Consider the following 18,192-nt stretch of genomic DNA (forward strand, 5'->3'; position numbering starts at 1 on the left):
AACTCAGCGGGCGGACGCCACGCCGAGCAGCGCCGCGATCCCGAGCGCGCTCCGCGGCGCGTAGGCCGAGGTCCACAGCCCGCCGTGGACTGCGGCGAATGCCTCGTCCTGCCACGGATGCTCGAGGGCGGGCGCACCCGTGCGCAGGTCGTGGACGAGGAGGATCGCCATGAGGGTGTTGGCGGTGCCGGGCTCGAAGACCTCGACCCCGAAGCGGTGCGCGCCCGCGTAGGCGGCGGCGAGCGCCCGGTTCTTGACGACCGAGCGCGTCCGGGTCGGCGGGGCGACGTTGAGCGAGACCAGTCCTCCGTCGGCGCGGTGGGTCGTGGCCCGCCACCGCTGGAGTCGCTTGGCGAGCAGGTAGTTCGGGCCCTGCTGCAGCACGACGGAGTCGTTGATGCCGGGGTCGGCGCCGGGCACGTAGTTGCGTCGGAGCAGCCGGCCCCCGCTGAGGGTGCGCAGCGGCACCCGCAAGACCCTTGACGTATGCCGCTGGGCGTAGTTCTCGACAGACCTGGCCACCGCGCCCCCGGGCACCGCGAACACGTCGGTCGGCGTGGCGAGGAAGGCGAGCGCCACGTCGTCCCGCCCGCGTTCGGCCACGACTGTCTCCGTCAGGGCGTCGACGGCGGTGGCGACGCGCACGTTGGTCGCGCCGTCGGCGTAGACGTAGTTGCCGAGGACGAGCGGCCCGTCCTGCGAGGCGACCCACTGGGTGACCGAGGCGAGGTCGTGCACGAGGTCGCCACCGAGCCGGTCCTCGACCGGGCCGCGGCCGGGCTGCACCGGGACCGTCAGCGAGCCTGCCAGCTTGCGCGTGTCGGCGAGGAGCCGGTGCCAGAGGTCCTTGCGCGGCAGGTCGACCGCCACGACGTCTGCGCCCCAGCGGAGCAGCGACCGGAGTGGGCCCATCTCGGCGGCCGCCCCGAGGACGACGACGGTCCGGTCGGACAGGTCGAGCCAGTCCGGGTTGGCCAGGACCCGCTCGACCGCCTCGGCACAGCTCGGCTCCACGACCCCGCGCTCGACCCACCCCGCCACGACGCGACGGAGCCGGTCCCCGGAAGCGCGCTCAGCGGCATACGGCAAGGAGATGGTGCGGTCCGGGACGCCCTCACCGCGGATCGTCTCGGAGCCCAGCGCGCTGGGCGAAGCCTCGAAGGCCGAGCTCAGCGGGCCTTCCCCGGACGGCACGTGCCAACGCATCCGCGTGTGATGGGAGGCCAGCCCCTCGCGGGCGATGGTGTGGGCGACCTCGGCGCTGGGCAGGCCCGCCTCGATGAGGCGCCGGAAGTGCTCGAGGTAGCCCTGCCGCCAGTTCGTCTCGCGCGCAGCCGAGCCGGCGCCGACCGGGTCCACCGGGCGCAGCGCGTCGGCGACGACCGCCCGCCCCAACGCGGCCGTGCTGCGCCGCCCCGACGCCTCGTCGACGGGGAAGACCACGCCCGTGTGCTCGCTCATGGGGCCCATCCTGCCTGCTCCGGCCCGGGCGTGAACGGCGTGACGGGCCACACACGTCCACCGGCGGCTTGACGGGGGGACAATGTGGGGAACTTCGGATCGAGGACGACGCGAGGAGGACCGGGTGACCGACACGACGACGCACAGCACGCGGCTGGCCGAGGAACGCCAGACCACCGCCGACCGGCTCGAGGGACTCCGGCGGGAGTTCGGGCAGGTCGTCGAGGCCACGGTGGACTCCAACTCGGACGACGAGCACGACCCGGAGGGCGCCACGATCGCCTACGAACGGTCCCAGGTCGCTGCCCTCATCGATCAGGCGGAGCAGCACCTCGTCGACATCGACGCGGCTCTCGACCGGCTGGCCGAGGGCACCTACGGCAAGTGCGTCGTGTGTGGCCGCGAGATCCCGGAGGAGCGGCTCGAGGCCCGGCCGACCGCCCGGACGTGCGTGGAGCACGCGGGCAAGGGCTGAGCCGCGGGGGCCGTCAGGCGAAGCCGTGCTCGAGCAGGGCGAAGGCCTCGTCGACCGTCTCCTCGACGGTGCCCCTGCCCCCGGTGTGCTGGTGCTCGATGCACGCGCGGACCGCCGCCAGCGCGCTGGCCACGGTGACGCGCGGACGCACGGACTCCGCCGGATCGAGCCCCAGCCGCTCGGCGACGAGCTCCGTGAGGATGTTCTCGACGCGAATGTTGTTGCCCACCAAGGCCGGCCCGAGCGACGACTCGCTGAGGATGACCCGGCGGCGCTGGGCCCGCAGCTGCGGATCGTACGTCGTCGGGGAGAGCCTGGTCTCCACGATGGCGCGGAGTGAGCGCAGGATCGGCTCGCTTGCGGGGCGGGCGTCGAGCAGGGCCCGCATCTCGTCGGGGTCCGCGGGGGTCGCGCCGAGCACGGCGCTCTCCTTGTTGGGGAAGTAGTTGAAGAGCGTGCGCGAGCTGACTCCGGCCCGTGCGGCGATCTGGTCAGTGGTCACCGCATCGAAACCCGACTCTTCGACGAGGTCGAGCGCGGCTCGATGCAGGGCGAGGCGAGTCTCACGCTTCTTGCGCTCGCGCAGCCCACAGTCCTCGTCGCTCATACGGCCAGCATAGAAAATTCGTGCAGCGCGCGCAATTTTGCAGCGAGTGCAAGAATTGTCGTATCGTGGCTGCCATGCCGTCCTCCCCTGCCCCCGCCCGGACCTCTGAGCCCGATGACGTCTCGACCGGCCTCGACCCCCGGGCACGGCAGATCTTCATCGCGCTCATGCTCGGGATGCTGGTGGCTTCGATCAGCCAGACGATCGTCGGGCCGGCCATGCCGCGCATCGTCGCCGAGCTCGGCGGGATGGACCACTACTCGTGGCTCGCGACGGCGGCCATGCTCGTCAGCGCCATCACCGTGCCCATCGTCGGCAAGCTGTCCGACATCTACGGCCGGCGCGGGTTCTACCTCGGCGGTCTCGTCGTCTTCATGGTCGGCTCGGTCCTGTCGGGCTTCGCGCAGAACTTCTGGTGGCTCATCGGCGCCCGGGCGCTGCAGGGCGTCGGGATGGGCACGCTCATGCCGCTCTCCCAGACGATCATCGGCGACATCATCCCGCCTCGGCAGCGCGGCAAGTACCAGGGCCTGATGGGCGGCGTCTTCGGGCTGTCGTCGATCCTCGGCCCCCTCGCTGGCGGGTTCGTCACCGACAACTGGGGCTGGCGGTGGCTCTTCTTCATCAGCCTGCCGATCGGGGTCGTCGCCTACTTCGGGATCGCCCGCTTCCTGCACCTCGAGCACGACCACCGCGAGACCGTGATCGACAAGGCCGGCATCGCGCTGCTCTCGCTCGCCCTCGTCCTCCTGCTCGTGCCCACCTCGCTCGGCGGCACCACGCTGGCCTGGAGCTCGCCGGTCACCCTGGGGCTGTTCGCTGCCGGGTTCGTCGCGCTCGCCGCTTTCATCGCCGTCGAGCGGCACGCCGTCGAGCCGGTGATCCCGCTGCGCCTCTTCCGCAGCTCGGTCTTCACCCTGTCCAACATCGCCAGCTTCATGGTGTCGGTGATGATGTTCGGCGCGATGATCTACCTGCCGGTCTATGCGCAGGGGGTCCTCGGCGTCTCGGCGACCAACTCCGGCCTCATCCTCATGCCGATGTCGGTGGCGATGATCGGCCTGTCCATCGTGGCGGGGCTCGTCATCACCCGGACGGGACGCTACAAGCTGCAGACCCTCATCGGGATCCTCATCATGGGCGCCGGGTTCTGGATGCTCATCCGGATGGACTACTCGGCGACCGAGCTCGACCTGACGCTCGCCATGGTCGTCTTCGGCATCGGGCTCGGCATCGCCATGCAGGTCTACACCCTCATCGTGCAGAACGCCGCCCGCCGCCGGGACCTCGGCGTCGCCACCGCGTCCACGCAGTTCTTCCGCAACGTCGGCTCGACCGTCGGCATCGCCGTCTTCGGCACCATCATGTCGAGTGGCCTCGCCGTCAACATCGCCTCGCACCTGCCGGCGGGGGCGGCCGAGCGCCTCGCCACGGCGGGCCAGCAGGTCGACGCCGGATCGGTGCTGGACCCCTCGACCCTGGCGGGACTCCCCCCGAAGGTGGTCACCGGCGTGCAGCAGGGCCTGGCCGACTCGCTCCACGCCGTCTTCCTCTGGGGCCTCGTGCCCTTCGCCATCGCGCTCGTCGCGACGCTCTTCATCAAGGAGCTGCCGCTGCGCAACACGGTGCACACCGCGGACGAGGCGGGCCGCGAGCTGCTCGACACCATGGCCCAGACGGCACCGGACGACGAGCTGGTCGTGCCCCTCGGCCGCGACGCCGGCAACACGCGGACCAAGGAGCGCCTCCTCGGCCTGCGGCTCGGCCTGCTCGCCGACGCCGCGCTCTCCGGGGACCGGCCGCTGCTGTCGCGGGCCGTCGCCGAGGTCGGAGCGGGTGACCTCCAGCGCGGGGCTGCGCTGCTGCAGCGCACCTCCCGCATGCTGACGACCGAGGACAACGGGATCGCCGCTGAGACCGAGCGATACGCCGTGGAGGTCGCCGAGGTGGCCCGCCAGTCGGGGCCGCTGACCCAGGAGCTCAAGCGCGAGCTGGCGACGGCCGTGGCGGAGCGGGATGCCCGGACGGTCATGACGACCGTCGAGCCAACGGTTGCGGAGCGCTACGAGGCCGTCGACATCCAGCTGCTCGAGCGCGTCGGCGACGACCTGACGGCCGCCTACCTGGTCGACGCGAGCCGGGCCCGCGGCTGACCCTGCCGTATGCCGCTGGGCTCGCTCCCCGACTGAGCGCCCTTGTCGCTCCAGCGGGCCCGCAACCGCCCGCACGTGCATGCCCCCTAGACTTGCGCGCCGGGGGGCCACGGTCGGCTGCTCACTCACGTCGGCGCAGGGGGCTGAGCACGTGGACAGGTCGGGGCAACGCAGGCACATCTCGGCGCGAGAACGCGGCCCGCTGCTGGTCCCTCACCTCGCCGGGGCCTTGCTGCTGGCGGCAGCCCATGTCGCCACCTCTCCCGGCACGCCGATCGACCTGGAGGTGTACCGCCGGGCCGGCGAGGCCGTCCTGGGCGGGGGAGACCAGCTCTACCGGGGCGCGGACGGGCTGTTGCCGTTCACCTATCCACCGTTCGCGGCGGTCCTGTTCACGCGGTTGGCCCTGATCCCGGCGGGCCTGGCCACCTTCGTCATCGCCGCCGTCTCGTACGCCAGCCTGTCGACGATCGTGGTCCTGAGCATCAGGCACCTGGGCATCGACCGCCGCCTTGGGCTGCCCATCGTGCTGCTGGCGGCGCTGACGGAGCCAGTCGCGGAGACGGTCCGCTTCGGTCAGGTCAACCTCGTCCTGGCCGCCCTGGTCCTGGTCGACCTGCTCGTGCTCATGCCCCAGCACCGCCGTGCGGCGGGCCTGCTGCTGGCCGCCGCCATCAGCATCAAGCTCACGCCCGCCATCTTCCTGCTCGTGCCCTTGGTGCGCCGCGACTGGCGCGCCCTCGCGCGAGTCGCGGCCGCCGGTGCCGCCCTGACTCTCCTCCCGGCGATCGCCATGCCGGCGTCCTGGCTGGACTTCTGGACGCGGGCCGTCTGGGACCCCGACCGCGTGGGTGGGGTCGAGTTCCTCGCCAACCAGTCCCTGACGGGTGCGGTGTCCCGTGCTGCCGGGCTCGACGGCATCCCGGCACTGACGGCCGTCCTCACCGTCATCCTCGTCCTCGTCGCCATCGTCGCGGTCCGGTGCGGCTGGGAGCGGGACCCGCTCGCGGCCACCGTCGTGGTCGCCCTGTGCGGCCTGCTCGTCTCGCCGATCTCGTGGGTGCACCACTGGGTGTGGAGCGTCCCGCTGGTGCTCTGGCTCCTCGCCCCCCACCGAGCCGAGGCGGGCCGCCACCGGCCCCTGCTCGTCGGACTCGCAGCTGCCTGGCTGGTCGTCCTCGCCACGCGCGTCATCTGGCTCGCGCCCTCGGGCGACGGGCGTGAGCTCTCGGCGTCGCTCCCGGCCACGCTCCTGTCCGACGCCTACGTGCTCCTGGGCGTCGTCTCGCTCGTCGCCGTGACCGCTGTCCTCGTGACCACCAGGCCCCAACGCAACACGCCCGCTTCCCAGGTGCTGCCCCCTGAAGCAGCAGGGGCAGCCACGCGGTAAGCGGGCGTGTTGCGTGGGGAAGGGCGGGTCAGCCCCAGACGAGGGCCTGGCTCGGGTCCGCCATGATCGCCGCGAGGTCCGCGAGGAACCTCGAGCCGAGCTCGCCGTCGATGAGCCGGTGGTCGAAGCTCATCGCCAGCTGGGTCACGTGCCGGATCGCGATCTCGTCACCATCAGGTCCTTCGACGACCCACGGCATCTTGCGGACCGCGCCGAACGCCACGATCGCCGACTCGCCGGGGTTGATGATCGGCGTGCCGCTGTCGACGCCGAAGACGCCGACGTTGGTGATCGTGATCGTCCCCCCGGACATCTCCGCCGGCTGCGTGCGGCCGTCCCGAGCGGTTGCCGTCAGCTCACCGATCGCCTCAGCGAGCTGGAGCATCGACATGCCGTGGGCGTCCTTGATGTTCGGGACGATCAGCCCGCGCGGGGTCGCCGCGGCGATGCCGAGGTTGACGTAGTTCTTCTGGACGATCTCCTGCGCCGCCTCGTCCCACGTCGCGTTGACGCCGGGGTTGCGACGGATCGCGAGCACCATCGCCTTGGCGAGGACGAGCAGCGGCGTCACCTTGACGTCGCGGAACTCGCGGGACCGCTTGAGCCGGTCGACGAGCTCCATCGTCTTCGTCACGTCGACCGTGACCCACTCGGTGACGTGCGGCGCGGTGAACGCCGAACCGACCATCGCCTGCGCCGTCATCTTGCGCACGCCCTTGATGGGGGTGCGCACCTCGCGCTCACCCGAGCCGAACGGCATGCCGTATGCCGACCCATGGGGGCTCCGCCCCCCTGACCCCCCGACAGCCTGCTCCGCAGGCGTGGGAGCACCGTTGACGCCACCGGCGACGTGGGCCTGGACGTCGTCGCGGGTGATGATGCCGTCCGGCCCCGACCCCTGCACGGACCAGAGGTCGATGCCGAGATCCTTGGCGAGCTTGCGGACCGGCGGCTTGGCCTTGGGCCGGCCCTCACGCGCCACCGGGGCGGGCGCCGGGGCCGGGGCGGCCGGGGCGGGAGCCGGGGTGGGCTCAGCCGGAGCGGGAGCCGGCGCGGCCTCGGGGACCGAGCTCAGCGGCATACCGTTGGCTTGCTTGCGAGCCCGGCGAGCGGTCGCGCCCGCCTTGGCGCCGTAGCCGACGAGGATCGCCTCCTGCTGCTCCGCCTGCGGGGCAGCAGCCGCGGCGGGGGCCGCGTCGCCACCCTGACCGTCGTCGATACTGATGATCGGCGTGCCGACGTCGACGGTGTCACCGACGTTGACGAGCAGCTCCTTGACGGTGCCCGACCACGGGATCGGCAGCTCGACGAGGGACTTGGCCGTCTCGATCTCGAGGACCATGTCGTTGACCTTGACGGTGTCGCCCGGGGCGACCTTCCACTCGACGATCTCGGCCTCGACGAGACCCTCGCCGGGATCAGGCAGGTTGAACGTGCGAATTGCCACTATCGGAAGCCTCTCAGCGCTCGATCTAGAAGGACAGGGCGCGGTCGACGCCGTCGAGGATCCGGTCGAGGTCGGGGAGGAACTCCTCTTCCATCCGGCTCGGCGGATACGGGATGTTGGCGCCGTTGACCCGGATGACCGGGGCCTCGAGCTCATAGAAGCACTGCTCCGTCACCTGGGCGGAGATCTCCGACGCCATGCCGAGGAAGCTGCTCGCCTCGTGCACGACGACGAGCCGGCCGGTCTTGCGGACCGACTGCACGATCGTGTCGATCGGCAGCGGCGAGAGCGAGCGCAGGTCGATGACCTCGATCGACGTCCCCTCTGCCTCGGCGGCTGCGGCCGACTCGACCATCGTCTTGACGACCGGGCCGTAGCCGACGAGCGTGACGTCGCTGCCCTCGCGGACGATGTGGGCCTCGAACAGGCCGCGGGGGGCCTCGGTCGCGGCCGTGTCGTACTCACCGCGGTCGTGGTAGCGGCGCTTCGGCTCGAAGAAGATCACCGGGTCGTCGCACTCGATCGCCTGCTGGATCATCCAGTGGGCGTCCTCGGGGTTCGAGCAGGCGACGACGCGCAGGCCCGCCGTGTGGGCGAAGTAGGCCTCCGGGCTCTCCGAGTGGTGCTCGGGAGAGCCGATGCCGCCGCCGAACGGGATACGGATGACGATCGGCATCTTGACCGTGCCGAGCGAGCGGGCGTGCATCTTCGCGACCTGGCTGACGATCTGGTCGAACGCCGGGTAGACGAAGCCGTCGAACTGGATCTCGCACACGGGGCGGTAGCCGCGCAGGGCCATCCCGACCGCGGTGCCGACGATGCCGGACTCGGCGAGCGGGGAGTCGATGACGCGGTCCTCGCCGAAGTCCTTCTGCAGGCCCTCGGTGATCCGGAAGACGCCGCCGAGCTTGCCGATGTCCTCACCGATGAGCACGACCTTGGGGTCCCGCTCCATGGCCCGCCGGAGACCACTGGTGATGCTCTTGCCGAGGGTGACCTTCTCGAGTGCCATCACTTCGCCTCCTCGAAGCTCGCCTGGTAGGCCTGGAACGCCGCGCGCTCGGCCTCCATCACCGGGTGGTCCTCGGCGTAGATGTGGTCCCACATCGTCTCGCCGGCCATCGTCTCCATCGTGATGCAGCCGTGGCGCAGCTCGGCCGCGAACTGGTCGGCCTCCTCGTCGATCTGGCTGAAGAAGGACTCGTCGGCCCAACCCTCACGCGAGAGGTAGGTCTTGAGGCGCAGGATCGGGTCGCGGAACTTCCACTGCTCGACCTCGGCAGAGACGCGGTACTTCGTCGGGTCGTCGGCCGTGGTGTGGGCGCCCATCCGGTAGGTGAAGGCCTCGATGAGGAGCGGGCCGTTGCCGTTGCGCGCCTCCTCGAGGCAGTGCTGGGTCACGGCGTACGTCGCGAGGACGTCGTTGCCGTCGACCCGCACGCCCGGGAACCCGAAGCCGTGGGCGCGCTGGAAGAGCGGGATGCGGGTCTGCTTGGAGACCGGCTCGGAGATCGCCCACTGGTTGTTCTGGCAGAAGAAGACCACCGGGGCGTCGAAGGACGCGGCGTAGACGAACGCCTCGTTGACGTCGCCCTGCGAGGAGGCGCCGTCGCCGAAGTAGCAGATGACGGCGGTGTCGCGCTCGGGGTCTCCGGTGCCGACGTTGCCGTCCATCTTGACGCCCATGGCGTAGCCCGTGGCGTGCAGGGTCTGGGCGCCGATGACGATCGTGTAGAGGTGGAAGTTGTGCTCCTTCGGGTCCCAGCCGCCCTGGCTGACACCCCGGAAGAGCTGCAGCGAGCTCTGCGGGTCCATGCCGCGCACGAAGCCGACGCCGTGCTCGCGGTAGGTCGGGAAGCACATGTCGTGCGGCTTCAGCGCCCGGCCGGAGCCGACCTGCGCGGCCTCCTGGCCGAGCAGGCTGGGCCAGAGACCGAGCTCGCCCTGGCGCTGGAGCGCGTAGCCCTCGGCGTCGAGGCGCCGGATGAGCACCAGGTCGCGGTAGAAGGACCGGAGGTCCTCGGGCTTGAGGTCCGCGACGTACTTGTCGTAGTCGGGGTGGGAGACACGCTCACCCTCTGGGGTCAGCAGCTGGATCATGTCCGGGCCACCATCGCCGACCGCTGGGGTCGGCTCGTGCAGCTCGGCGACTACTTTGTCGCTCACGGGGGCTCCTTCACCGGAGGGGACTCCGGCATTTCTGGTCGGGCCGCGCACGGGGTTCACCCGCCCGACGGCTGTGTCACAGGTCCGCCGAGGGTGCCGGTGGACGCAATGAGGCCTTCGGCACGGAACTTACCGGAGCCTCCGGGAAATCTCACAATGCGGGACGGTACCCGTGGTAAGGACGCCTTCAGCCGCGGTGCGGGCGCCGGTTGACGAGGTATTCCGCGGGCATGCCGGGCCCCGGACGCACCCCGACCTCCGCGGGAGGTATTACACCGTGGGTCTCGCACACCGTCTCCACGTGAACCGTCCCCCCGCACCCTCGGTGGAGGTAGACGATCGGTGGCTCGTCAGGGGCGGCCCAGCGGTCGCCCCAGTGGGTGAGGGCGACCATCGCCGGCCCGAGGTCCCGACCCTTGTCGGTCAGGACGTAGTCCGCCTGTCTCGGCTGGCCGGCGACCTCGCGACGCTCCATGATCCCCAAGGCCACGAAGGCATCCAGACGGGACGTGAGGACGTTCGTCGCGATGCCGAGGTTGTGCTGGAAGTCCCCGAAGCGGGTCACCCCCGCGAACAAGGCATCTCGAACGATCAGCAGGCTCCAGCGTTCGCCGACGAGCTCGAGCGCTCGCGCCATGGAGCACACCTGGGAGTCGTAGGTCCTGCCGAGCATGTCGGCAGTCTACGAGAATTTCACTTGCATCACGAAAGTTGGGCGGAGTAGCGTCTACTTGCATCACGCAAGCACCCATTCAGAGAGGCGAGTCATGAGCAGGGACCTCACGCATTCCTTCACCGTCGACCAGTCACCGGAGCAGGTCTACGAGTCGATCAACGACGTCCGGCACTGGTGGTCGGACAACGTCGTCGGAGACCCGGCGACCCTCAACGCCGAGTGGGTGTACCTGGCCCCCGACATCCACTTCTCGAAGCAGCGGACCACGGTGCTCAAGCCCGGAGAGCGGGTGGAGTGGCTCGTCGTGGACAGTCACCTCGACTTCCTCGCTGACCAGCACGAGTGGACGGGCACGACGATCCGCTTCGACATCACCCGCGCCGAGGGCCCCCGGGGCCGGACCCGCCTGACGCTCACTCACCTCGGCCTCACGAGCGACATGGAGTGCTTCGACGTGTGCGAGACCGCTTGGGGCCAGTACGTGCTCGGCAGCCTGCGCGACCTGATCCAGTCGGGCTCCGGGCAGCCCGGGGATTTCAGCAACCAGGAGTCGCTCGACGCAGCCCTCGCGGGGACCGTCCGGGTCCCCGACGTCTCCTGAGCATGGGGCCGGGCCGCGGGTCAGCTGCCACGCGCCGTTGACGCGCGGCTCCGACGGGCGGACGCTTGAGAGCGGAGGTGTCGCCATGTCGTCCAGACGACGGATGATGCATCTGGGAAACGCCATCGGGGTGTGGAGCCACCGCGCCTTCAAGGGCAGGTTCGACGCCGTCGGCGACCAGACCGTGCTCATGCTGACCGTCCCGGGGCGCCGGACCGGTCGCCCCCGGTCGACGATGGTGCGCTACCTCGACCATGACGGGGGCTACCTCGTCTGGGGCACGGGCAGTGGCTCGCCGACGGACCCCGACTGGTTCCGCAACCTGCGCCGCGCCGGCAGTGCCGCGGTCGAGATCGGGACCCGTGGCCAGACCGTGGTGCCGCAGGAACTGCGCGGGCAGGAGCGGGACGCCGTGTGGCGCGAAGTCATCCTCGCGCAGGCGCCGACGGTCGCCAAGTACGCGGCGAAGGCGGGCAGGACCATCCCGGTCGCGCACCTGCACCCCACGTCCTCCCCACTCACCCACTGACTCTCCCGACGGGTCAGCGGGTGAGAGTCGCTGCCCGCCTCAGTCCGACGAGGAGCCGCCAGGACGGGTGGGCGCGTCCCGTTCGTCCGGCCCGGGATCGGTGAAACCGACTGACTCGGGCGGCGTCCGGTCCCCAGGGCGGCGACTGAAGGGGCTGTCACCTCGCCGCTCGCCGTGCAGGATGACACCGCCCCGGCCCTCGCCATCGGTGGGCTGCAGGACGGCCGCCTCGGCGAGCCGGGCCGCGGCGGCCCGCCTGGAGGCCACGGCCCACGCCGACCCAGCCAGGCTCGACAGCGGGTGCCAGAGCATCGCGACCACGGCGAGGATCAGCAGGACGAGCGCGGCCTGCTCGAACCGCCCAGCGACCGGGGTCCCGCGGATCACCACATCATCGGGCCGGTAGAACATCGCCTGCTCGATCGCTCGGTCGGCGAGGACATGAGCCGCGTATGACGCGACCACGGCGGTCCCGGCCACGCCGATGAGGCGGCCGGCGCCGCCATGCAGGACGAGCCACCCCACGGCACCGCTCAGTCCGATCAGGAGCATGAGCACGAGGTAGGCGAGGCCCCACGGACTGCTCATCTCGGACGACAGCATCTCCTCTGGGGCGCCGAGGAACGCGTACTTGCCCCAGCTCCACTCCAGGTTGACCAGATCCCGGGTCACCCCGTCGCCGAGTGTGATTCCCGGCTGGGTGTAGCTGGAGGTGGGCCAGAACACCGACGGGACGAGCGCGAGGACCCCTGCCAGCGCCAGGGTGCCGCCCAGGACCCTGCCTCGGACCAGCCCGGCCATGACACCCTCCTCGTCGGGTCTCCGGTCTAGCGCGCCCCGAACTGCTCGGCCACCTCGAGGAGGCGCGTGTTGGCCTCCGCCTCACCGATGGTGACGCGCACCCCGTCGTCGCCGTACTGGCGCACCATCAGGCCGGCGGCCTCGCACGCCTCGGAGAAGGCCGTCGAGTCGGCCCCCAGCGGGAACCACACGAAGTTCGCGTCCGACTCGGGCAGCTTCCAGCCCTGGTCCTGCAGGGCCCGGATGACGCGCTCCCGCTCGGCGACGATCGACTCGACCCGCTCGTTGAGCTCGTCGAAGGCGTCGAGCGAGGCGACCGCGGCGACCTGGGCCAGCGAGTTGACCCCGAACGGCGTCGCCGTCTTGCGGATCGCCGCCGCGACCTCGGGGTGCGCCACCGCGAAGCCGACCCGCAGCCCGGCGAGGCCGTACGCCTTGGAGAAGGTGCGCAGGACGACGACGTTGGGCCGCTCGCGCCACACCTCGAGCCCCCGCACCGCCTCCGGGTCACGGACGAACTCCACATAGGCCTCGTCGATGACGACGATGACGTCGCTCGGCACCCGGTCGAGGAAGGCGTCGAGCTCGGCGCGATGCACCGTCGGACCCGTCGGGTTGTTCGGCGTGCACACGAGCACGACTCGGGTCCGCTCGGTGATGGCGTCGGCCATGGCGTCGAGGCGGTGGCGGGCCTGGTCGTCGAGCGGCACCATCACCGGCGTCGCACCGGCGAGCTGGGTCACGATCGGGTAGGCCTCGAAGGACCGCCACGCGAAGATGACCTCGTCCCCGGCGTCACACGCGGCCTGGACGATCTGAGCGAGCACGGCCACCGAGCCGGTGCCCGTGGCGATGCAGTCCGAGGAGACGCTGAGCGCCCGGCCCAGGCGCTCGCGCAGACCGACCACGGCCATGTCCGGGTAGCGGTTCACCGACATGGCGGCCTCGGTGATCGCGGTGAGCACGGACGGCAGGGGGCCGTAGGGGTTCTCGTTGGACGACAGCTTGTACGGCGTCACCCCGGCGGCCGCCGCGGCCGGCTTGCCCGGCTTGTAGTCGGGCATCTGCCCGAGGACCTGGCGCAGCCGCACGGTCGGGGAGGCAGCAGCGGGCAGCACAGCGTCGTCGCTCATGCGGCCCACTCTAGAGAACGGCCGAGAGAGGGTGGGAGGAGCGGCGGGGTCCCGACCCGTGGACCCAGCGCAGCGGCATACGGCTTGGTGTGGCTAGGCTCACACTGTCGCGCCAACGCCGCCTCGACTCATTTGCATGCCCACACACGAAGGACGCTGCACATGCGCATCGGCATCTTCACGGGGGGCGGGGACTGTCCCGGCCTCAATGCCGTCATCCGGGGCGCGGTCCGCGCCGCCGAGGTGACCTACGACAGCACGGTCGTCGGCTTCCGCAACGCCTGGCGCGGCGTGATGGACAACGACTTCGAGCTCCTCGACGTCGACCGCTGCCGCGGCATCCTCCCCCTCGGCGGCACCATCCTCGGGACGAGCCGCGACCAGCCGTTCGCGTTCGAGGACGGCCTGAAGAAGGTCCGCAAGGCCTACGACCGGCACGGCCTCGACGCGATCATCGGCATCGGCGGCGAGGGCTCGATGAGCGTGCTCGCCCGGCTCCACGAGAACGGCTTCCCCGTCGTCGGCGTGCCCAAGACCATCGACAACGACATCTCCCTGACCGAGATGACGTTCGGCTTCCAGACCGCCGTGCAGATCTGCACCGACGCGATCGACCGGCTCCACACCACGGCCGAGTCGCACCACCGCGTCCTCGTCGTCGAGGTGATGGGCCGCCACGTCGGGCACATCGCCATCTGGTCCGGCCTCGCCGGCGGCGCCGCGATCACGCTGGTGCCCGAGGAGCCGTTCGACATCGGCGAGGTCTGCGAGCGCATCGTCCACCGGCACCGCAAGGGCCGCTTCGCGACGATCATCGTCGTCGCCGAGGGTGCCCTGCCCAAGCCCGGCACGATGGAGCTGCCCGAGCCGGAGATGGACAAGTACGGCCACCAGATCCTCGGTGGCATCGGCTCGATCCTCGCCCGCGAGATCCAGGGCCGGACCGGCATCGAGAGCCGGATGACCGCGCTCGGGCACATCCAGCGCGGCGGCTCGCCGGTGGCCTTCGACCGGGTCCTCGGGACGCGGTTCGGCGTGGCCGCGGTCGAGGCGGCCCTCGACAGCGCATGGGGCGAGATGGTCGCCCTGCAGCAGGGACACATCGTGCGGGTGCCGATCAAGGAGGCCGTCGGGCAGCTCAAGATGGTCGACAGCGACATGCTGCGCCTCAACACGATGTTCCAGCCGAGGATCCCCGGCGACGAGTACCCCGGCATCACCGCCGATCGGCTTGAGCGCGTGGAAGACTGACCGCCATGCTGCTGAACTTCGTGATCAAGACCGTCATCAACGGCGTCGCGCTGTGGATCGCCGCCCTCCTCGTGGACGGGATCACCTTCGGGGACTCGGCCGACACCGCGTCGATCGTGCGCACGGTCCTGCTCGTGGCGCTGATCTTCGGGGTGCTCAACACGTTCGTCCGGCCGATCGCGAAGCTCGTCTCGATGCCCTTCATCATCCTGACGCTCGGACTGTTCGTCTTCATCATCAACGCCCTGATGCTGCAGCTCACCTCGTGGCTGGCCGACAAGTTCGACCTCGCCTTCCACGTGGAGAGCTTCTTCTGGGACGCGATCCTCGGCTCGCTCATCATCACCTTCGTGTCGATGATCCTGGGCTTCTTCAACCCCAAGGACTGAGCAAGCCCCTTCCGCCGTATGCCGCTGAGCCCGCCTCCGCACGAGGAGGCGGGCTCACGCACGTGGCGGGCTGGGCGGCCGGGCTCCGAACGACCGTTTCTCGCCCTGATGCGGAGCACCCGGCAACCGCTCGCACGGCATGGCGCTTGGACGCGGCCAACCACGAGCAACGGTCGTCCCGCGCCGGGCGCTCGCGGTCCGTCAGTTTCCATCAGTCGAGGCAGAACTCGTTGCCCTCGGGGTCGGCCATGACGATGAACCCGGCCGACATCGGCGGCGCCGGCTCGAAGCGACGGGTCCGACTGGCGCCCAGGGCAACCAGCCGCTCGCACTCGGCCTCGAGGGCGGCCATTCGCGCGTCTCCCTCCAGGCCGGGCGCCACCCGCACGTCCAGGTGCACCCGGTTCTTGGCGGTCTTGGGCTCGGGGACCTGCTGGAAGAAGACCCGGGGTCGCTCGCCCGTCGGGTCGACGATCGCCGAGGCCGAGCGGTGCCGCTCGGGTGGCACGCCGGTCGCGGTGAGGAAGGCGGTCCACGCGTCCAGCACGTCGGGGGCCGGCGTCTCCGGCGGCAGGTCGCTGCCGGGCGGCGGCTGCACGACGTAGTCGAGGGCCTGCGCCCAGAAGAGGCTCAGGCTGATCGGGTCAGCCGCGTCGAAGGTCACCTGGAACTCTCGGCTCATGCTCACCCATGCTGCCCCCGACCACCGACAACGCGGGTCCGTGGCGTGTCCATGGCGTGTCCGGGAGGAGGCTGTCGGCGCTGCGTCCTACCTTCGTGGCATGCGGTTGCTGCACACGTCGGACTGGCACCTCGGGCGCACCCTTCACGGCGTGAACCTCCACGAGGCGCAGTCCGCCGTGCTCGAGCGGATCTGCGAGCTCGTCGAGGACCCGCCGGACGGGGTGCCGGTCGACGCGGTGGTCGTCGCCGGCGACGTCTACGACCGCGGCGTGCCGCCCGTCGAGTCGGTCCAGCTCTTCGAGTGGACGCTGTCACGGCTGTCCCAGGTCACCACCGTCGTCGTCACGTCCGGCAACCACGACTCGGCGATCCGGCTCGGCTACGGCGCGGGCCTGTTCCGCGACACCATCCGGATGATCACCGACATCTCGATGATCGACCTGCCCGTCCTCCTCGACGGCTCGGACGGTGTCCGGGCCGCGATCTACGGGATCCCCTACCTCGACGTCGACCACGCCCGGTCCGCCCTGGCCCGGGGCGGCGACCTCCTCCCCCGGTCGCACCAGGCCGTCGTCGGGGCGGCGTGCGAGCGGATCCGCGAGGACCTCGCCGCGCGTCCGGGAGTCCGGTCCCTCGTCGTCGCCCACGCCTTCGTCGCCGGCGCCGAGCCGAGCGACTCCGAGCGATCGATCGCGGTCGGCGGGGTCGACCGCGTGGCGGGCACCGTCTTCGAAGGCATCGACTACGCCGCGCTCGGCCACCTGCACGGGCCCCAGGCTCCGGAGTGCGCCGAGGGGTCGGTCGTGCGCTACTCCGGTTCCCCGCTGCGCTACTCGTTCTCCGAGCAGGACCACACCAAGTGCGTGCTCCTCGTCGACCTCCCTGCGACGGGTCCAGCCGTCGTCACACCGATCGAGATCCAGCAGCCGCGGGCGATGGCGACCCTGCGCGGCACCCTCGACGACCTGCTCGCCGACCCGGCCCACGCTCCGCACGAGGATGCCTGGGTCCGTGCGACCCTCACCGACCGCGTCCGGCCCGACTCCCTGATGGACCGGCTCAAGTCCCGCTTCCCGCACGTCCTGCAGGTGTTCCACGAGCCCGACGCCAAGGTCGAGCGCGGCGTCCGCGGCACCACCGCCGTCAGCGAGCGCGACCCGCGGGAGCTCGGCTCCGACTTCATCGCCTACGTCACCAAGGCCGAGGCCAGCGAGGGCGAGATCACGCGCTTCGTCGAGGGTTACGAGGCGGCCGTCAAGGCCCAGGCGCTGGCCGAGGCGCAGGAGGTGGCCTGAGATGCAGCTGCACCGCCTGGAGATGACCGCCATCGGGCCGTTTGCCGGCACCGAGGTCATCGACTTCGGCGCCGTCGGTCGCGCCGGCCTCTTCCTGCTCGAGGGCCCGACCGGGTCCGGCAAGTCGACGATCATCGACGCGATCACCTTCGCGCTCTACGGCAAGGTGGCGCAGCAGTCCGCGGACGTCGAGCGGATCCACTCACACCACGCCGACCCCCGTGAGATCCCGGTGGTGACCCTCGTCTTCGAGACCCAGTCGGGCCTCTACCGCGTGCGCCGCACGCCCCGCTTCGAGCGGCCCAAGTCCCGCGGCACCGGCCTCACCGTGCAGCAGCCCTCGGTGAAGCTGTGGCGGATCGCGAGCCCGGACGACCTCGACGGGGGCGAGCTGCTCTCGACCAACATCGGCGACTGCGACGACGAGATCACCCGCGCGGTCGGCCTGACCCGGGACCAGTTCGTCCAGACGGTGATCCTCCCCCAGGGCGAGTTCGCGACGTTCCTGAGGGCCAAGTCCGAGGAGAAGGGCAAGCTCCTCGAGAAGGTCTTCGGCACGGCCTTCTTCCGCCGGGTCCAGGACGAGATCGTCGAGGCGGGCCGCCTCGCGCAGGCGCGCCGCCAGGGCGCGGTCGCGGAGATCCGCGACTGCATCCACGCCTTCTCCGTCTCCGCCGGCATCGACGCCGAGCAGCGCGACGCCCTGGTCGCCCTCGCGCAGGCCGCACCGGCCGACCTCGACGAGGAACTGGCCCAGGTCGTGGACGAGCTGGCCACGCGCGAGCGCCACGCGGCCAAGGCCAGCCGCGAGGCGATCGAGGCACACCAGCAGATGGCCGACATGGTCAGTGCCGCCAAGCTGCGCCGCCAGCGGCGTCAGCGGCTCCTCGAGCTGCAGCGCGAGGACGAGTCGCTCGGTGCCCGAGCGGTGGAGTTCGAGCGACTGCGGGCAGCCGTGGCCCGGGCCCGTCAGGCCCGACCGGTCGCCGGAGCCGTCCGCACCCTCGCCCAGAGCGAGGCCGCCCTCAAGCGGGCCGAGGCAGCCGTCACAACGGCCCGGTCGCGCCTGCACCCGGAGCACCGTGAGCTCACCGCCGCGGAGCTGCGCGTCGCCGCGTCGACGACCCGCGAGAT

General features: G+C 71.0%; 18 protein-coding genes. 9 read left to right on the top strand and 9 right to left on the bottom strand.

Annotated features, from left to right (window positions below; all coding sequences use genetic code 11):
- Positions 1 to 3: 3 nt before the first annotated feature.
- A complete protein-coding gene (locus OO014_RS10115; protein ID WP_272462188.1) occupies positions 4 to 1,461 on the bottom strand; it encodes a hypothetical protein in 1,458 nt (485 codons plus the stop codon).
- A 124-nt stretch (positions 1,462 to 1,585) separates the two neighbouring features.
- Between OO014_RS10115 and OO014_RS10120 the strand changes: the two genes are divergently transcribed.
- A complete protein-coding gene (locus OO014_RS10120; RefSeq protein ID WP_272462189.1) occupies positions 1,586 to 1,936 on the top strand; it encodes a TraR/DksA family transcriptional regulator in 351 nt (116 codons plus the stop codon).
- 13 nt (positions 1,937 to 1,949) lie between these two features.
- On the opposite strand, the gene OO014_RS10125 is transcribed toward OO014_RS10120, so the two are convergent.
- Positions 1,950 to 2,543 (bottom strand): TetR family transcriptional regulator, encoded by a 594-nt coding sequence (locus tag OO014_RS10125; RefSeq protein ID WP_272462190.1) that lies wholly within the window; start codon positions 2,541 to 2,543, stop codon positions 1,950 to 1,952.
- A 74-nt stretch (positions 2,544 to 2,617) separates the two neighbouring features.
- Between OO014_RS10125 and OO014_RS10130 the strand changes: the two genes are divergently transcribed.
- Together OO014_RS10130 and OO014_RS10135 are read left to right on the top strand one after the other, a co-directional pair.
- Positions 2,618 to 4,696: an MDR family MFS transporter gene (locus tag OO014_RS10130; RefSeq protein WP_272462191.1), complete on the top strand. Its 2,079-nt coding sequence runs from the start codon at positions 2,618 to 2,620 to the stop codon at positions 4,694 to 4,696.
- A 151-nt stretch (positions 4,697 to 4,847) separates the two neighbouring features.
- Positions 4,848 to 6,086, top strand: coding sequence for a glycosyltransferase 87 family protein (locus OO014_RS10135; RefSeq protein WP_272462192.1), 1,239 nt, complete (start codon positions 4,848 to 4,850; stop codon positions 6,084 to 6,086).
- A gap of 28 nt (positions 6,087 to 6,114) precedes the next feature.
- Here the strand turns inward: OO014_RS10135 and OO014_RS10140 are convergent, their stop codons facing one another.
- The 4 genes from OO014_RS10140 to OO014_RS10155 all read right to left on the bottom strand — a co-directional run bounded on the left by OO014_RS10140 (position 6,115) and on the right by OO014_RS10155 (position 10,372).
- On the bottom strand, positions 6,115 to 7,533 hold the full coding sequence (locus OO014_RS10140) for a dihydrolipoamide acetyltransferase family protein (RefSeq protein WP_272462193.1): 1,419 nt from the start codon (positions 7,531 to 7,533) through the stop codon (positions 6,115 to 6,117).
- 25 nt (positions 7,534 to 7,558) lie between these two features.
- Complete coding sequence (locus tag OO014_RS10145) at positions 7,559 to 8,545, bottom strand: alpha-ketoacid dehydrogenase subunit beta (protein WP_272462194.1); 987 nt, start codon at positions 8,543 to 8,545, stop codon at positions 7,559 to 7,561.
- Positions 8,545 to 9,699 (bottom strand): pyruvate dehydrogenase (acetyl-transferring) E1 component subunit alpha, encoded by a 1,155-nt coding sequence (pdhA, locus tag OO014_RS10150; protein ID WP_272462195.1) that lies wholly within the window; start codon positions 9,697 to 9,699, stop codon positions 8,545 to 8,547. Before pdhA ends, OO014_RS10145 begins: the two co-directional genes overlap by 1 nt.
- Positions 9,700 to 9,886: 187 nt before the next feature.
- Entirely contained in the window at positions 9,887 to 10,372 is a 486-nt protein-coding gene (locus tag OO014_RS10155; RefSeq protein WP_272462196.1) for a winged helix-turn-helix transcriptional regulator, read from the bottom strand.
- 94 nt (positions 10,373 to 10,466) lie between these two features.
- Here OO014_RS10155 and OO014_RS10160 point away from each other — a divergent pair, with 94 nt between their 5' ends.
- Together OO014_RS10160 and OO014_RS10165 are read left to right on the top strand one after the other, a co-directional pair.
- Entirely contained in the window at positions 10,467 to 10,976 is a 510-nt protein-coding gene (locus OO014_RS10160; RefSeq protein ID WP_272462197.1) for an SRPBCC family protein, read from the top strand.
- 85 nt (positions 10,977 to 11,061) lie between these two features.
- A complete protein-coding gene (locus tag OO014_RS10165) occupies positions 11,062 to 11,505 on the top strand; it encodes a nitroreductase family deazaflavin-dependent oxidoreductase (RefSeq protein WP_272462198.1) in 444 nt (147 codons plus the stop codon).
- A 39-nt stretch (positions 11,506 to 11,544) separates the two neighbouring features.
- Here OO014_RS10165 and OO014_RS10170 read toward each other — a convergent pair whose 3' ends face one another.
- Positions 11,545 to 12,306 carry a hypothetical protein gene (locus OO014_RS10170; RefSeq protein WP_272462199.1) on the bottom strand — a complete coding sequence of 254 codons (762 nt, stop codon included), beginning with the start codon at positions 12,304 to 12,306 and terminating at the stop codon, positions 11,545 to 11,547.
- Between the two features lie 26 nt (positions 12,307 to 12,332).
- Positions 12,333 to 13,439, bottom strand: a complete 1,107-nt coding sequence (gene hisC / locus OO014_RS10175) for a histidinol-phosphate transaminase (RefSeq protein WP_272462200.1) — start codon at positions 13,437 to 13,439, stop codon at positions 12,333 to 12,335.
- A 162-nt stretch (positions 13,440 to 13,601) separates the two neighbouring features.
- On the opposite strand from hisC, the gene OO014_RS10180 reads away from it, so the two are divergent.
- Positions 13,602 to 14,690 (top strand): 6-phosphofructokinase, encoded by a 1,089-nt coding sequence (locus OO014_RS10180; RefSeq protein WP_272462201.1) that lies wholly within the window; start codon positions 13,602 to 13,604, stop codon positions 14,688 to 14,690.
- 5 nt (positions 14,691 to 14,695) lie between these two features.
- The gene (locus OO014_RS10185; RefSeq protein ID WP_272462202.1) at positions 14,696 to 15,079 is read left to right on the top strand and encodes a phage holin family protein; all 384 of its coding nucleotides are present in this window, start codon (positions 14,696 to 14,698) and stop codon (positions 15,077 to 15,079) included.
- A 211-nt stretch (positions 15,080 to 15,290) separates the two neighbouring features.
- Here the strand turns inward: OO014_RS10185 and OO014_RS10190 are convergent, their stop codons facing one another.
- The gene (locus OO014_RS10190) at positions 15,291 to 15,761 is read right to left on the bottom strand and encodes a VOC family protein (protein ID WP_272462203.1); all 471 of its coding nucleotides are present in this window, start codon (positions 15,759 to 15,761) and stop codon (positions 15,291 to 15,293) included.
- Between the two features lie 100 nt (positions 15,762 to 15,861).
- Between OO014_RS10190 and OO014_RS10195 the strand changes: the two genes are divergently transcribed.
- Together OO014_RS10195 and OO014_RS10200 are read left to right on the top strand one after the other, a co-directional pair.
- Positions 15,862 to 17,058 carry an exonuclease SbcCD subunit D gene (locus OO014_RS10195; protein ID WP_272462204.1) on the top strand — a complete coding sequence of 399 codons (1,197 nt, stop codon included), beginning with the start codon at positions 15,862 to 15,864 and terminating at the stop codon, positions 17,056 to 17,058.
- 1 nt (position 17,059) lies between these two features.
- Positions 17,060 to 18,192: AAA family ATPase (locus OO014_RS10200; protein WP_272462205.1), on the top strand; the 1,133-nt coding region annotated here is incomplete at its 3' end.

The organism is Intrasporangium calvum (assembly GCF_028446585.1).
GTDB lineage: Bacteria > Actinomycetota > Actinomycetes > Actinomycetales > Dermatophilaceae > Intrasporangium > Intrasporangium calvum_A.

Excerpts from the sequence above, each read along its gene's own strand:
- OO014_RS10145 (WP_272462194.1), bottom strand. The coding sequence starts at position 8,545 with ATGGCACTCGAGAAGGTCACCCTCGGCAAGAGCATCACCAGTGGTCTC.
- OO014_RS10170 (WP_272462199.1), bottom strand. The coding sequence starts at position 12,306 with ATGGCCGGGCTGGTCCGAGGCAGGGTCCTGGGCGGCACCCTGGCGCTG.
- OO014_RS10130 (WP_272462191.1), top strand. The coding sequence starts at position 2,618 with ATGCCGTCCTCCCCTGCCCCCGCCCGGACCTCTGAGCCCGATGACGTC.
- OO014_RS10180 (WP_272462201.1), top strand. The coding sequence starts at position 13,602 with ATGCGCATCGGCATCTTCACGGGGGGCGGGGACTGTCCCGGCCTCAAT.
- OO014_RS10195 (WP_272462204.1), top strand. The coding sequence starts at position 15,862 with ATGCGGTTGCTGCACACGTCGGACTGGCACCTCGGGCGCACCCTTCAC.
- OO014_RS10115 (WP_272462188.1), bottom strand. The coding sequence starts at position 1,461 with ATGAGCGAGCACACGGGCGTGGTCTTCCCCGTCGACGAGGCGTCGGGG.
- OO014_RS10160 (WP_272462197.1), top strand. The coding sequence starts at position 10,467 with ATGAGCAGGGACCTCACGCATTCCTTCACCGTCGACCAGTCACCGGAG.
- OO014_RS10190 (WP_272462203.1), bottom strand. The coding sequence starts at position 15,761 with ATGAGCCGAGAGTTCCAGGTGACCTTCGACGCGGCTGACCCGATCAGC.
- hisC (WP_272462200.1), bottom strand. The coding sequence starts at position 13,439 with ATGAGCGACGACGCTGTGCTGCCCGCTGCTGCCTCCCCGACCGTGCGG.
- OO014_RS10125 (WP_272462190.1), bottom strand. The coding sequence starts at position 2,543 with ATGAGCGACGAGGACTGTGGGCTGCGCGAGCGCAAGAAGCGTGAGACT.
- OO014_RS10185 (WP_272462202.1), top strand. The coding sequence starts at position 14,696 with ATGCTGCTGAACTTCGTGATCAAGACCGTCATCAACGGCGTCGCGCTG.
- OO014_RS10155 (WP_272462196.1), bottom strand. The coding sequence starts at position 10,372 with ATGCTCGGCAGGACCTACGACTCCCAGGTGTGCTCCATGGCGCGAGCG.
- OO014_RS10165 (WP_272462198.1), top strand. The coding sequence starts at position 11,062 with ATGTCGTCCAGACGACGGATGATGCATCTGGGAAACGCCATCGGGGTG.